General features: G+C 67.3%; 10 protein-coding genes. 6 read left to right on the top strand and 4 right to left on the bottom strand.

Annotation, left to right across the window (positions count from 1 at the left end; all coding sequences use genetic code 11):
• Positions 1-23: 23 nt before the first annotated feature.
• On the bottom strand, positions 24-1,439 hold the full coding sequence (locus tag AAFF27_25195) for an alkaline phosphatase (GenBank protein ID XAH23236.1): 1,416 nt from the start codon (positions 1,437-1,439) through the stop codon (positions 24-26).
• Between the two features lie 290 nt (positions 1,440-1,729).
• Between AAFF27_25195 and AAFF27_25190 the strand changes: the two genes are divergently transcribed.
• Positions 1,730-3,943: a PhoX family phosphatase gene (locus AAFF27_25190; GenBank protein XAH23235.1), complete on the top strand. Its 2,214-nt coding sequence runs from the start codon at positions 1,730-1,732 to the stop codon at positions 3,941-3,943.
• 83 nt (positions 3,944-4,026) lie between these two features.
• On the opposite strand, the gene AAFF27_25185 is transcribed toward AAFF27_25190, so the two are convergent.
• Both AAFF27_25185 and AAFF27_25180 read right to left on the bottom strand, forming a co-directional pair.
• Positions 4,027-5,670 (bottom strand): MFS transporter, encoded by a 1,644-nt coding sequence (locus tag AAFF27_25185; GenBank protein ID XAH23234.1) that lies wholly within the window; start codon positions 5,668-5,670, stop codon positions 4,027-4,029.
• A 21-nt stretch (positions 5,671-5,691) separates the two neighbouring features.
• Entirely contained in the window at positions 5,692-6,183 is a 492-nt protein-coding gene (locus AAFF27_25180) for an Lrp/AsnC family transcriptional regulator (protein ID XAH23233.1), read from the bottom strand.
• Between the two features lie 131 nt (positions 6,184-6,314).
• Between AAFF27_25180 and AAFF27_25175 the strand changes: the two genes are divergently transcribed.
• From AAFF27_25175 to secF, 4 genes are all read left to right on the top strand, one after another.
• Positions 6,315-9,899, top strand: a complete 3,585-nt coding sequence (locus AAFF27_25175; protein ID XAH23232.1) for an indolepyruvate ferredoxin oxidoreductase family protein — start codon at positions 6,315-6,317, stop codon at positions 9,897-9,899.
• Between the two features lie 229 nt (positions 9,900-10,128).
• On the top strand, positions 10,129-10,464 hold the full coding sequence (yajC, locus tag AAFF27_25170) for a preprotein translocase subunit YajC (protein XAH23231.1): 336 nt from the start codon (positions 10,129-10,131) through the stop codon (positions 10,462-10,464).
• An 87-nt stretch (positions 10,465-10,551) separates the two neighbouring features.
• On the top strand, positions 10,552-12,435 hold the full coding sequence (gene secD, locus AAFF27_25165; GenBank protein ID XAH23230.1) for a protein translocase subunit SecD: 1,884 nt from the start codon (positions 10,552-10,554) through the stop codon (positions 12,433-12,435).
• 12 nt (positions 12,436-12,447) lie between these two features.
• Entirely contained in the window at positions 12,448-13,401 is a 954-nt protein-coding gene (gene secF, locus AAFF27_25160) for a protein translocase subunit SecF (protein ID XAH23229.1), read from the top strand.
• 154 nt (positions 13,402-13,555) lie between these two features.
• Here secF and AAFF27_25155 read toward each other — a convergent pair whose 3' ends face one another.
• Positions 13,556-14,449, bottom strand: coding sequence for a LysR family transcriptional regulator (locus AAFF27_25155; GenBank protein XAH23228.1), 894 nt, complete (start codon positions 14,447-14,449; stop codon positions 13,556-13,558).
• 176 nt (positions 14,450-14,625) lie between these two features.
• Between AAFF27_25155 and AAFF27_25150 the strand changes: the two genes are divergently transcribed.
• Positions 14,626-14,814 carry a hypothetical protein gene (locus AAFF27_25150; protein XAH23227.1) on the top strand — a complete coding sequence of 63 codons (189 nt, stop codon included), beginning with the start codon at positions 14,626-14,628 and terminating at the stop codon, positions 14,812-14,814.
• Position 14,815: the final 1 nt, after the last annotated feature.

Genomic DNA, 14,815 nt, shown 5'->3' with positions numbered 1-14,815 from the left:
GGTTTGGTTCGGTGGGGGCTGCATCACAGGCCGCTGGCCTTGCGGATCAGCCCGAACACGGCGGTGTTGTCGAGGGTGCCGCTGAAGCTGTCGGCGCCGCGCCCGATGGCGCCCAGAAACACATTGCCGCCGCCATGGGTCTCGTTGCCCGCCGTCACCGGGATCACGGCTTCCTGGTGGTAGCTGCTGGCGAACACCTGCGCGTCGCTGAGCGCGGTGCGCACAGAGGGCCGGTTCTCGCCATTGCCAAAGCCGATGATGGTGTAGGGGTTGCCGCTGGTGTCGGTGGCCAGCGCGCCGTTGGTGTAGCTGCGCAGCAGGCCCAGCACGCCCGGGTTGGTGGCGCTGCTGGGGCCGGTGCGGGCCGAGTAGCCGTTGAGCACCAGCGTGTGGTCATGGTCGGCGGTGACCACGATCAGCGTGTTCTTCAGGCCCGGGTCGATCACCTGCATCTTGTCGATGGCGGCCTTGATGGCGCCGTCGAAAGCCACCGTGTCGGCCAGCGCCTTGCGTGCCGTGGTCTCGTGCAGTGCGTGGTCGATGCGGCCGCCTTCCACCATCAGGAACATGCCCTTGGGGTTGCTCTTGAGCTGGTCGATGCTGCGCGTGGTCATCTCGGCCAGGCTGGGCTCCTTGGCCGCGTCGCGGTCCAGGTCATAGGCCATGTGGCTGGGCGTGAACAGCGCCAGCAGCTTGCCGGTGGCGGGCAGGGCGCTGAAGTCGGTCTTGTTGCCGGCAAAGGCATAGCCGCGCGCCTTCATCTCGGCCACCAGGTCGCGCGTGTCGGTGCGCACGCTGCCAGCCGTGCCCTTGGGCAGGAAGTGGCGCAGGCCGCCGCCCATGACCACGTCGATGCCGTCGGCCAGCGCGCTGTTGAAGCCCGCGCCCTGGGGCACCATTTGCGCGGCGATGTTGTTCTCGCCGTCGCGGTGGCAGATGTGGGCGTAGGTGGCGGCTGGCGTGGCATGCGTGATGCGCGTGGTGGTCACCACGCCCGTGGCCAGGCCGCCGGACTTGGCCAGCTCCAGCATCGTCGTCACCGCGCTGCCGTTGCCGCTGGTGGGGCAGGTGGAGTCAGAGCCGCTCACGTAGTCGGCGCCGGTCGTGGTGTTGAAGGCCGAGGTCGGCGCGGTCATGGAGATGACCTCGTTGTTCATCTTCACGCCGGTCATGTAGGCGGCCATGGAGGGCGCGCTGTCGGTGACCTGGGCGTTGGCCGAGTAGGTCTTGATGAAGGCCGTCTCGGGCAGCGTGTCCATGGTCAGGTTGCCGTCTTCGCCCACCTGGTAGATGCGCGCGGCCGTCATGGTCGTCAGGCCCATGCCGTCGCCAAGGAAGAACAGGACGTTCTTGGGAGCCGCCGCCGGGCCAGAGTCTGAGCCGCCGCAAGCAGTCAGTGCCGCCGTTGCGAGCGCTGATGCGATAAACCAGTGCTTCATGTACTTGCCTTATTTCCGAGTGTGTCTAAAGGTGTGCAGGCAGGCAGTCTCCCGGCATGAAGTGACAGGGATATGAAAAAAACCTGGCCGCGTTCGCCCCCCTTGAGTGCATGCCGCCGGACCAGCGCGGGCTTCGTATCAGCCTGGCAAAGAAACGCAAAACAGACCGCGATGTCATGGTTTTGTCATGTCGCCGTCGCAGCGATTTCACGCGGGATCGTTAGTTTTGCGGGGTTCGCCGGGAGCGCTGCTCCCCCTGTTCCCCCACGATCCAACAAGGTACCCGCGCCATGCACGACGCCACGTCTTCCTCTTCGCCCCTGGGCAGCCCGGCCATCGATCCCGACGACATCGGCCACAACCCCAGCGCCAACCCCTCTTTTGATGCACTGATCGCCAGCCGCATGTCGCGCCGCGGCCTGCTGCGCGCGGGTTTCGGCACGGCCGGCACGGCGCTGCTGGGCAGCGTGTCGCTCAGCGCCTGCGGCGGCAGCGACGGTGACAACGTGCCCGACAACCTGACCCTGGGCTTCAACCCGGTCGCCAAGAGCCTGGCCGACGCGGTCGTGGTGCCGGCCGGCTACACCGCCAGCGTGCTCTACCGCCTGGGCGACCCGATCGCCTCGGGCGTGGCCGACTACCGCAATGACGGCACCGACCCCGCCGCCAGCTACGACCGTCGTGCCGGCGACCACCATGACGGCATGAGCTACTTCGGCATTGGCAATGGCGACCGCTGGGAATCCACCAGCGCCGGCCGCGGCCTGCTGGCGATGAACCACGAAGCCATCACGCCGAGCTACCTGCACCCCACCGGCCAGACCACCAGCGGCAGCGGCAACGCGCAGGTGCGCACCGTGGCCGAGGAAGTGCAGCGCGAGTTCTTCCTGCACGGCGTGAGCGTGATCGAGGTCAGCAAGAGCGGCAGCGCCTGGGCCTACAACCGCAGCTCGCGCTTCAACCGCCGCGTGCACACGCTCACGCCCATGACGCTGTCCGGCCCCGCCGCTGGCAGCGCCGCCATGGCAACCAAGTATTCGGCGCAGGGCACGGCCACGCGCGGCACCGTCAACAACTGCGCCAACGGCACCACGCCCTGGGGCACCTACCTCACCTGCGAGGAAAACTGGGCCGGCTACTTCCGCCGCATCGCCGCCACCGACGACGCCAACCGCAGCGCCAAGGAAAAGGCCGCCTTCGCCCGCTATGGCGTGGCCGGCGCCGGCCGCGAACTGTGGGCCACCGTGACGCCCGACACCACCGACGACCAGTACGGCCGCTGGAACGCCGAAGTGCGCGGCGCCAGCGCCGCCGCTGACTACCGCAACGGGCCCAACACCTATGGCTGGGTGGTCGAGATCGATCCCTTCAACCCCAGCGCCGCGCCCAAGAAGCGCACCGCGCTGGGCCGCATGGGCCACGAAGGCGCTTGCCTGGGTCCGGTGGCCGCCGGCAAGCCGCTGGTCTGGTACATGGGCGATGACTCGCGCAACGAGTACATCTACAAGTTCGTGTCGACCCAGAACTGGGACCCGGCCGACGCCAGCCGCGGCCTGGCCGCCGGCGACAAGTACATGGACAGCGGCCGGCTCTATGTGGCGCGCTTCAACGCCGACGGCAGCGGCACCTGGCTGGAACTGAAGCTGGGCGTCAACGGCATCACCGCCAGCAATGCCGCCTACGCCTTTGCTGACGCGGCCGACGTGCTGATCAACGCCCGCCTGGCCGCCGACGCCGCCGGCGCCACCAAGATGGACCGCCCGGAGTGGACCGCGGTCAATCCCAAGACCGGCGACGTCTACGTGACGCTCACCAACACCAACGCCGCCTCGCGCCCGATCAGCGCCACCGACGCCGCCAACCCGCGCTTCTACAACGACCCCAAGGGCGCCGCCAAGACCGCGCAGCTGGGCAACCCCAACGGCCACATCGTGCGCTTTGCCGATGCCAACCGCGACCCGGCCGCCACCAGCTTCACCTGGGACGTCTACCTGTTTGGCGCGCGCTCCACCGCGTCGGCCGACATCAACCTGTCGGGCCTCGGCGCCGACAACGACTTCTCCAGCCCCGACGGCCTGTGGTTCAGCCAGGCCGCACCCGGCCTGCTGTGGCTGCAGACCGACGACGGCGCCTACACCGACGTGACCAACTGCATGATGCTGGCCGCCGTGCCGGGCAAGGTTGGCGATGGCGCCGCGCGCACCATCACCAACGTTGGCACCGACGGCGCAACCCGCCAGCAGGCCACCCGTGTCGGCACCGCGCCGGGCACCACGCTGCGCCGCTTCCTGGTCGGCCCGAAGGAGTGCGAGCTGACCGGCATCGCCGAGTCAGGCGACGGCCGCGCGCTGTTCGTCAACATCCAGCACCCGGGCGAAGACACCAAGCCCGACTACGGCAACCCGGCCTCGTTCGGCAGCCACTGGCCTGACGGCGGCAGCGCCCGCCCGCGCTCGGCCACCCTGGTCATCACGCGCAACGACGGCGGGCGCATCGGTATTTGATAGATAGCTACTTTATTAATAGCTAAAAGCCCAGGCGCTGCCTGGGCTAGAGGCCGATTTCCTTGTGAAGTCGGCCTTTTTCGCTAGCGCTCGACAATGCGCCGCGTCACCCGTGGCGGCTCGCTGCCCACGTGGAAGGCCAGCTTGCGGTCGCGCAGCGCCACGTCCCAGGCGGTGACGCGGGTGAAGCGGCGCAGGTGCTCGGTCCAGGACTCGTCGACGATCTGCTCGATGTAGCTCGACGGGTCATGCACGTCGCGCTGCAGTTGCCAGTCGAGCGCGCCCTGGCGCAGGCGGCTGCGGCGGCTTTCTTGCATCAGCGCGCGGAATTCCTCGGCGCGCGCCGGGTCGATGCGGTATTCGATCGTCACCTGGATGTGGCCCGATGCCAGCGGCGTCTCGGCCACCGGCGCGGTGAAGGCCTGCGAGGGCGACAGGTCTTCCTCCAGGCTGCGGTCGGGCATGAAGTGCTGCACCGCCAGCATCACCACCACGCCGGTCACCGCCGCCGTGCCCAGGCTGATGTGCAGCGTGGTCATCGACGCCACCTGGCCCCACAGCGCCGCGCCCAGCGCGGTCGCGCCCATCAGCGCCATCTGGTAGATCGACATGCCGCGCGCACGCACCCAGTCGGGCAGCGCCAGCTGGGCCGAAGTGGTCATGGAATTGGCCGTGGCCAGCCAGGCCAGGCCGCCCAGCGCCATCGCCGGCACGGCCACGTAGACATTGGGCGCAAAGGCCACCGCGCCGGTGGCCACGGACACCACCGTGGTCCCCAGCCGCACCAGGCTGTCGCGCGCCAGGTGCTGGCGCAGGCGCGGCAGCAGCAGCGCGCCGACGATGGCGCCCGCGCCCATGGCCGCCAGCAGCAAGGTGAAGGTGCCGGCTCCGCCGCCCGGCAGGGCGCGCGCGATCAGCGGCAGCATGGCCAGCAGCGCCGTGGCGTGCACAAAGAACACGGCAATCCGCACCAGCACCGAGCGCATGCGCGGCGACTGGCGCACGTACTGCAGGCCCACGCGCATGGCGCTGCCCAGGCGCTCGCGGCCCAGCGGGCTGGGCTGGTGCACGCGGCGCCAGCGCCAGATCACCAGGGCCGCGCCCAGCGATAGCGCGGTGTTCAGCACAAACACCCAGTGGCTGCCCGCGCTGGCAATGACCGCGCCCGCCACCAGCGGGCCGATGATGCGCGAGGCGTTCATGGCGATGCCGTTCAGGCCCATGGCCGCCGGCAACTGGGCGCGCGGCACCAGCTCGGGCACGATGGCGGCGAACACCGGCCAGCGCATCGCCAGGCCAATGCCGTTGCAAAAGGTCAGCGCCAGCAACAGGTGCGCGTTCATCCAGCCGGCCAGCACGATCACGCAGATCACCATGGCCACCACCGCCACCCAGAGCTGGGTCACCATGAAGTAGCGCCGCCGGTCCAGGATGTCGGCCAGCGCGCCGCTGGGCAGGCCCAGCAAGAACACCGGCAGTGTGGACGCCGACTGCACCAGCGCCACCATCACCGGCGAGGTGGTGAGCGAGGTCATCATCCAGGCGGTGGCCACGTCGTTCATCCACATGCAGGTATTGGCCGCCACCCAGGTCAGCCATAGCATGCGGAAGGTCGGGACTGTCAGCGGCTCCAGCGCGGACCAGCGGCCCGGCGGCGGCGCGGGCGGCGCCGTACCGGGCTGGTCAAGAAGGGTGTTTGTCTCTTTGTCGTGGGTGCTCGCTGCCATTGCGCCATTGTCCTCCGGCCGTCAGCGCGGCGGCCGGGCGGCGCCCAGATGTCCCAGCGGCAGCGCCCCGCTGGCCTTGACCTCGCCCAGCGAGAAGCTGGTGTGCAGGTCTTTCACATGCGGCAGGTTGGCCAGGCGCTGCAGCGCAAAGCGCGAGAAATGGTCCAGGTCCTCGGCCACCACCTGCAGCTCGAAGGTGCCGGTGCCGCTGATGTAGTGGCAGTTGGTGACCTCGGGCAGCTGGCGCACCGCCTCTTCCAACTGGCGCATGGCGTCGCCCGAGTTGCGCTCGGCATCCAGCCGCACAAAGGCCAGCACGCCCAGGCCCAGCTTCTGGCGGTTGAGTTGCGCGTGGTAGCCCAGGATGTAGCCGGCCGTCTCCAGCGCCCGCACGCGCCGCCAGCAGGGCGCGGCCGACAGGCCCACGCGCTGCGCCAGCTCGGCATTGGTAAGCCGGGCGTCGGCCTGCAGTTCGCGCAGGATGGACAGGTCAAACTTATCAAGTGTTTCCATAGTGGCCATGTTTTAGAAAGATCCTTTCTTTGAGTATCTCTTCTAGGGCAACAAAAGCAAACACCTGTCAGGCCGCTCGTCCTACACTGGCTCGATACAGGCGCACCCCCGACGCCGATGGAGACAGCACGATGAATGCGCCCCTACCCGAGCACATCCGCAAGGCCCTAGAGACAGTGACCCTGGACGATAAGTACAGCCTTGACGAAGGCAGAGCCTTCATGTCCGGCGTCCAAGCTCTGGTCAAGCTGCCCATGCTGCAGCGCCAGCGCGACGCGGCGGCGGGCAAGAACACGGCGGGGTTCATCAGCGGCTACCGGGGCTCGCCGCTGGGCGGCTATGACCAGGCGCTGGCGAAGGCGTCCAAGTTCTTGAAGTCGCAGAACATCGTGTTCCAGCCCGGCGTGAATGAAGAGCTGGCGGCCACCGCGCTCTGGGGCACGCAGCAACTGGGCTTCTCGCCAGCGGGTACCAACAAGTTCGACGGCGTGTTTGGCATCTGGTACGGCAAGGGCCCGGGCGTGGACCGCTGCTCTGACGTGTTCAAGCACGCCAACATGGCTGGCACCACGGAGTTTGGCGGCGTGATCGCAGTGGCGGGCGACGACCATATCGCCAAGAGCAGTACCGCCGCCCACCAGAGCGACCACATCTTCAAGGCCTGCGGCCTGCCGGTGTTCTTTCCGGCCACGGTGCAAGAGATCCTGGACCTGGGCCTGCATGCCTTTGCCATGAGCCGTTTCTCTGGCGTCTGGGCCGGCATGAAGACGATCCAGGAGATCGTCGAGTCCAGCGCCACCGTCACCATCGACCCGGAGCGGGTCAAGATCATCATCCCGACCGATTTCGAGATGCCGCCCGGCGGCCTGCACATCCGCTGGCCCGATGCGCCGCTGGAGCAGGAAGCGCGGCTGATGCACTACAAGTGGTATGCCGCGCTGGCCTACATCCGCGCCAACCGCCTCAACTACAACGCCATCGAAGGCCCGAACGACCGCCTGGGCATCATGGCCAGCGGCAAGTCCTGGAACGACACGCGCCAGGCGCTGGCCGACCTGGGCCTGGACGACGCGGCCTGCCGCCAGTTGGGCATACGCCTGCACAAGGTCGGCGTGGTCTGGCCACTAGAGGCGCAGCTCACGCGTGAATTCGCCACCGGCCTGCAAGAGATCCTGGTGGTCGAGGAAAAGCGCCAGGTCATCGAATACCAGCTGAAGGAAGAGCTCTACAACTGGCGCGCCGACGTGCGGCCCAACGTGCTGGGCAAGTTCGACGAGCCGGACGGCGACTTCTCCGGCGGCGAATGGTCCATGCCCAACCCCACGGCCAACACCTTGCTGCGCGCCAATGGCGATCTGTCGCCGGCGCTGATCGCGCGCGCCATCGCCGGCCGGCTGAAGAAGCTGGGCCTGCTGCAGGCTGCGGGCGCCGACATGGTGGCGCGGGTCGAGGCGCAACTGGCACTGCTCGACGCCAAGGAGCGCGCCATGCAGGTGCTGGAGGCCGGTGGCGTGCAGGGCGCAGACCGCCTGCCCTGGTACTGCTCGGGCTGCCCGCACAACACCAGCACCGTGGTGCCCGAGGGCTCGCGCGCCCTGGGCGGCATCGGCTGCCACTACATGGCCACCTGGATGGACCGCAGCACCATTGGCTTTACGCAAATGGGCGGCGAGGGCGTGCCCTGGGTTGGCCAGCAGCCCTTCACCACCGACCAGCACATCTTTGCCAACCTGGGTGACGGCACCTACTTCCACAGCGGCCTGCTGGCGATCCGCCAGAGCATCGCCGCCGGCGTCAACATCACCTACAAGATCCTCTACAACGACGCCGTCGCCATGACCGGCGGCCAGCAGGTGGGCGAGCGGCCTGAAGGCCATTCGGTGCTGCAGATCATGCGCAGCGTGCTGTCCGAGGGCGCGACCAAGCTGGTGATCGTCACCGACGAACCCGAGAAATACGAGGGCGTGAAACTGTCTGACGGCGTGGCAGTGCAGCACCGCGACGAGCTCGACCGCATCCAGCGCGAGTTCCGGGAGATCAAAGGCACCACGGCCATCATTTATGACCAGACCTGCGCCACAGAGAAGCGCCGCCGCCGCAAACGCGGCACGGCGGTGGACCCAGCCAAGCGCGTGGTCATCAACGAGCTGGTCTGCGAAGGCTGCGGCGACTGCAGCGTGCAAAGCAACTGCCTGTCGGTCGAGCCGCTGGAGACCGAGTTCGGCCGCAAGCGCACCATCAACCAAAGCAGCTGCAACAAGGACATGAGCTGCCTGAAGGGCTTTTGCCCGAGCTTTGTCTCGGTCGAAGGCGGCAGCCTGCGCAAGGCCAAGAAGGCCGAAGCGCCCACGCCGGCGCTGCTGGGCGCGCTGCCTGATCCGGTGCTGCCATCGGCTGCGGGCGTCTGGGGCATCGTCGTGGCCGGCGTCGGCGGCACCGGCGTCATCACCATCGGCCAGTTGCTGGGCATGGCCGCGCACCTGGAAGGCAAGGGCATCGTCACGCAAGACGCAGCCGGCCTGGCGCAAAAGGGCGGCGCCACCTGGAGCCACGTGTTGATTGCCGACCGGCAGGACGACATCCGCACCACCCGCGTCGGCATGGCCGCGGCCGACCTGATCCTGGCCTGCGACCCGCTGGTGGCGGTGAACAAGGAAAGCACGCTGCGCATGCGCGAGGGCCGCACCCACGTCGCGCTCAACAGCCACAGCACGCCCACCGCAGCCTTTGTGCGCAACATCGACTGGCAGAACCCGACCGAGGCCTGCGCTGCCGAGATCGCACGCGCCGTCGGCCTGGACGGCCTGGGCGTGTTCGACGCCGACGCCGCCGCCACCCGGCTGATGGGCGACAGCCTCTACATCAACCCGATGATCCTGGGCTACGCCTGGCAGCGCGGCTGGGTGCCGCTGGAGCTGGGTTCGCTGCTGCGCGCCATCGAGCTGAACGGCGTCGCCGTCGAGCAGAACAAGACCGCCTTCGCCTGGGGCCGCCACGCCGCGCACGACTGGGCTGCAGTGCAAAAGCTGCTCGCCCCGGCGCAGGTCATCAGCTTCAAGCCGCGCGAAACGCTCGAAGGCCTGGTTGCGCGCCGGGCGCAGTTCCTGGCCGCCTACCAGAACCAGGCCTATGCCGAGCAGTACCGCAGCTTTGTCGAGCGCGTCAAGCAGGCCGAGGCGCCGCTGGGCAAGACCACGCTGTCTGAATCGGTGGCGCGCTACCTGTTCAAGCTGATGGCGTACAAGGACGAATACGAAGTGGCGCGGCTGCACACCGACCGCAGCTTCCTGGAGCGCGTCAACGGCATGTTCGAGGGCGACTTCAAGCTGCACTACCACCTGGCGCCGCCCGCCATCGCCAAGAAGAACGCCAAGGGCGAGCTGCAGAAGCAGAAGTTCGGCCCCTGGATGCAGAGCGCCTTCCGCGTGCTGGCCCGCTTGAAGGGCTTGCGCGGCACGGCGTTCGACCCCTTCGGCCGCACCGAAGAGCGCCGCACCGAGCGCGCACTGATCGGTGAATACCGCGCCAGCGTCGAGCAACTGCTGGCCGGCCTCAGCACCGAGAACCATGCGCTGGCCGTAGAGATCGCCCGCATCCCCGAGCTGATCAAGGGCTACGGCCACGTCAAGGAGCGCAATCTGGCGGCGGCGCGGCTGCACGGGGCCACGCTGTTGCAGCGCTGGCAGCACCCCGCTGGGGAGCGCGCGGCGGCCTGACACGGATTGGGCATTAAATATGCCTTTAGCCCAGGTGCCGCCTGGGCTATAAGCTATACATTCAATAGCTTACCGGCCGCCAAAGACCCGCAGCGCTGCGGGATACCTCCGCCGTTTTGCGGGGGGGCGCCGCATACAATCCCCTGTTGTCCGCAGCCCGGACACCCTGTGCGGCCCTGGTGGCCGCCTTCTTTCTTCCCATTCGACGCATGCGTCGTGGAGCCCAGCCTTGTTCATTTCTTCCGCATTTGCCCAGACCGCTCCCGCTGCTACCGCCAGCGGTGGCGGCATCATGTCTTCGCTCACCGGCATGCTGCCGCTGGTGCTGATGTTCGTGGTGCTGTACTTCATCATGATCCGCCCCCAGATGAAGCGCCAGAAAGAGCACCGCGCCATGCTCGACGCCGTCGCCAAGGGTGACGAAGTCGCAACCTCCGGCGGCATCATCGGCAAGGTGACGCGCATCGGCGAAGGAACGATCAGCATCGAGATCGCTCCCAATGTCGAAGTGCAACTGCAACGCAGCGCCATCGCCCAGGTCCTGCCAAAGGGCACTGTCAAGTAAACGTTCCCGCGCGGCCCCCTGGCGCCGCGCCTGCTGGAACCGAGTCGAATCCGAGGCGGCCCGCCCGCCTTACAGAGAAGCGCGATCATGAACCGTTACCCGGTCTGGAAGTACACGATCCTGGTGATCGTGCTGCTCATTGGGGCCCTCTACACCCTGCCCAACTTCTTTGGCGAGGCGCCTGCGGTGCAGGTGTCGTCGGCCAAGTCCATCATCAAGGTGGACACGGCCACGCTGGACCGTGTGCAGGACGCGCTGAAGGCGGCCAGCCTTGCGCCCGACCTGATCGCCCTGGACGGCGGCTCGGTGCGTGCCCGTTTCACCAACCTGGACGACCAGCTGCGTGCGCGCGACGCGCTGCAGCGCGCCCTGGTGCCTGACGCCAGCGACCCGTCCTACATCGTGGCGCTGAACCTGCAGTCGCGCACCCCGGCCTGGCTTGCCAAGCTTGGTGCGGCGCCCATGTTCCTGGGGCTGGATCTGCGCGGTGGCGTGCACTTCATGCTGCAGGTGGACATGCAGGCCGCGCTCGACAAGAAGGCCGAGTCCTATGCCGGCGACCTGCGCACCCTGCTGCGCGACAAGAACATTCGCCACGGCGGCATCGACCGCAACGGCCAGACGGTGCTGATTCGCGTGCGCGACGCGGAAACCGCCACCGCCGTCAAGAACCTGATCGCCGACCAGTTCCCCGACCTGACCGTGGCCGAAGCCGGCGAGGGCGCCGACACGCGCATCTCTGCCTCGATCAAGCCCGAGGCCGTGCGCAAGGTGCAAGACCAGGCGCTCAAGCAGAACATCACCACGCTGCACAACCGGATCAATGAGCTTGGCGTGACCGAGCCAGTGATCCAGCAGCAGGGCCTGGACCGCATCGTGGTGCAGTTGCCTGGCGTGCAGGACACGGCCAAGGCCAAGGACATCCTGGGCCGCACCGCCACGCTGGAAGTGCGCATGGTCGACGAAAGCACCGACGCCCGCGTGGCCGAGCGCAACTCTGGCCCGGTGCCTTTTGGCTCCGAGAAGTACCTGGAGCGCAGCGGCTCCCCGCTGGTGGTGAAGAAGCAGGTGATGCTGACCGGCGAGAACCTGACCGACGCCCAGCCCGGCTTCGACAGCCAGACGCAAGAGCCCACCGTCAACCTCACGCTCGACGCCAAGGGCGCACGCATCTTCCGCGACGTCACGCGCGAGAACGTGGGCAAGCGCATGGCCATCGTGCTGTTCGAGAAGGGCAAGGGCGAGGTCGTCACCGCGCCCGTGATCCGCACGGAAATCTCTGGCGGGCGCGTGCAGATCTCTGGCCGCATGACCTCGGTCGAGGCCAATGACACCTCCCTGCTGCTGCGCGCCGGCTCGCTGGCCGCGCCCATGGAAATCATCGAAGAGCGCACCATCGGCCCCAGCCTGGGCGCCGACAACATCGCCCGCGGCTTCCACAGCGTGACCTGGGGCATGGTGGCGATCTGCGTCTTCATGTGCCTGTACTACGCGCTGTTTGGCGTGATCTCCAGCATTGCGCTGCTGGTCAACGTGCTGTTGCTGGTGGCCATTCTGTCGATGCTGCAGGCCACGCTGACCTTGCCCGGCATTGCCGCCATGGCGCTGGCGCTGGGGGTTGCCATCGACTCCAACGTGCTGATCAACGAGCGCATACGCGAAGAACTGCGCGCCGGCGTGTCGCCACAGGCGGCGATCAACGCCGGCTACGAGCGCGCCTGGGCCACCATCCTGGACTCCAACGTCACCACCCTGATCGCCGGCCTGGCACTGCTGGCCTTCGGCTCGGGCCCGGTGCGCGGCTTTGCCGTGGTGCACTGCATCGGCATCCTGACCTCGATGTTCTCCGCCGTGTTCTTCTCGCGCGGGCTGGTCAACCTCTGGTATGGCCGCAAGAAGAAGCTCAAGTCGGTCTCGATCGGCACCGTGTGGCGTCCCGACGCCGATACCTCCGCGGCTGCGCTGAAGTAAGGAGAGACTCAGATGGAATTCTTCCGTATCCGCCGCGACATCCCGTTCATGCGCCACGCACTGTGGCTCAACGCGATCTCGTTCCTGACCTTTGCCGCGGCTGTGTTCTTCCTGTTCCACCGCGGGCTGCACCTGTCGGTGGAGTTCACCGGTGGCACGGTGATGGAGGTTGCCTACACCCAGCCGGCCGACCTGGAGAGCGTGCGCAAGGCCGTCTCCAGCCTGGGCTACGAAGACGTGCAGGTGCAAAACTTTGGCACCGCGCGCGACGTCATCATCCGCCTGCCGGCGCGCAAGGGCGTGTCGTCCTCGCAGCAAAGCGACAGCGTGCTGGCCGCGCTCAAGACCGACGCCAGCAACGAGGCCACGCTGCGCCGCGTGGAGTTCGTCGGCCCGCAGGTCGGGCAAGAACTGGCCACCGACGGCCTGAAGGCGCTGGCCATGGTGGTGGTCGGCATCATGGTCTACCTGGCCTTCCGCTTCGAGTGGAAGTTTGCGGTGTCCACCGTGCTGGCCAACCTGCACGACGTGGTCATCATCCTGGGCTTCTTCGCCTTCTTCCAGTGGGAGTTCTCATTGGCGGTGCTGGCGGCGGTGCTGGCGGTGCTGGGCTACTCGGTGAATGAATCCGTGGTGATCTTCGACCGCGTGCGCGAGACCTTCCGGCGCCAGCGCAAGATGGACACCGAGCACGTCATCAACCACGCCATCACGTCCACCATCAGCCGCACCATCATCACCCACGGCTCGACCCAGCTGATGGTGCTGTCGATGTTCTTCTTCGGCGGCCAGACCCTGCACTACTTCGCGCTGGCGCTGACCATCGGTATCTGCTTCGGCATCTACTCTTCGTGCTTCGTGGCCGCATCCATTGCGATGTGGCTGGGCGTGAAGCGCGAGGACCTGGTCAAGCCGCTGCCCAAGAAGGGTGAGCCCGGTGACGAGAACGCCGGCGCGCAAGTCTGATACGGTTTCGAAATCAAAGCGATAACCGCGTTGCTTCGCCTTGCCGTGCTACAGCACTGTCTGCGGCTTCGCGCCTTGTTCTCACTTTGATTGCGAACCCGTAGGCGGCCCTGCCGCTGCCACGCTGAAGAACCGGGCCTTGCGCCCGGTTTTTTCATGGGCGCGATGTCAGCCTGAGACGTGCCGACAAGAAATCAATCAGCGCCCGCAGCGACGGCGGCATGCGCTGGCGCGACAGGTAGACCGCGAACACGCCCAGCCGCTCTACCTCGAAGCCCGGCAATAGCGGGATCAGGCGCCCCTCCTGTATCGCCTGGGCGGCTGCGAACTGGGGCAGCATGGCGATGCCGGCGCCGCGCAGTGCCGCGCGCAGGACGATCAATGATTCGTTGGTGCTGAAGTTGCCGGCGACCGGCACCTGGATGTCTTCCCCGCCCGCCTGGAAACGCCACACGCTCTGGCTGAAGTAGGCATAGGTCAGGCAGTTATGCGCCGCCAGATCGCGCACATGCGTGGGCGTGCCACGGGCCTGCAGGTAGGCCGGGCTGGCGCAGATCACCGAGGGGCAGTCGCCGAGCTTGCGCGCGATCAGGTGCGGGTCCAGCGCATTGGTCACGCGAATGGCCAGGTCAATGCCGTCTTCGGCCAGATTCACTGCACGGTCGACGATTTGCAGGTCGACGGAGATGGCCGGGTGCTCTTGCAGGAAGGCGACCAGGGCGTCGGCGAGGCAGAACTCGGCAAAGATCGACGATGCGCTGACGCGCAGCAGGCCCTTGGGCACGCTGTCGGCATCCGCGCCGGCGGCGGCGACCTCGCCCGACAGCGCCAGCAGCTCTTTGCAGGCGGGCAGGATTTTTTCGCCCGCCGTGGTCAGGCTGAGCTTGCGCGTGGTGCGGTGCAGCAGGCGGGCGCCGGCCCAGTCCTCCATCAGGCCGATGTAGCGCGAGGCCATGGCGCGTGACATTCCCAGCTGCTCGGCGGCGGCGGAGATGCTGCCGCGCGCCACTGTTTCCAGCAACACCTGGGCGGCGATGACTCGGTCCATTTGCTCAATCCATGCGACAAATCGTCAACTCTAAACGGGTATTTCTGCGCTGGGTAATCAAATAGAGTGGCCGGTTGGCCCCGATGCAGCGGCAGCGTGCTGTCGCATGCATGGCCCCGCACCCAGGAAATCCATGAAGGCTCTCGTTGTCACCCGGTTCGGCCACCCCCCCCCAGATGGCCATTGAAGAACGCCCCATGCCCGCGATGCGCGAGGGATGCACGCTGGTGCGCATCGCAGGCTTCATCGCCCAGGGCCTGCTGCGCCCGTCCATCGACAGCAGCTACCCGCTGGAGGGTTTTGAGCGCGGCTACCAGCGGCTGGTATCGCGCCAGGCCCTGGGGACCATTCTTCTGCGCCTTTGAA

The sequence above is a fragment of the Xylophilus sp. GW821-FHT01B05 genome (genome assembly GCA_038961845.1).
Classification (GTDB): domain Bacteria; phylum Pseudomonadota; class Gammaproteobacteria; order Burkholderiales; family Burkholderiaceae_C; genus Xylophilus.
The sequence above is the reverse complement of the archived record's forward strand: the minus strand, read 5'-3'. Positions and strand labels throughout refer to the sequence as shown.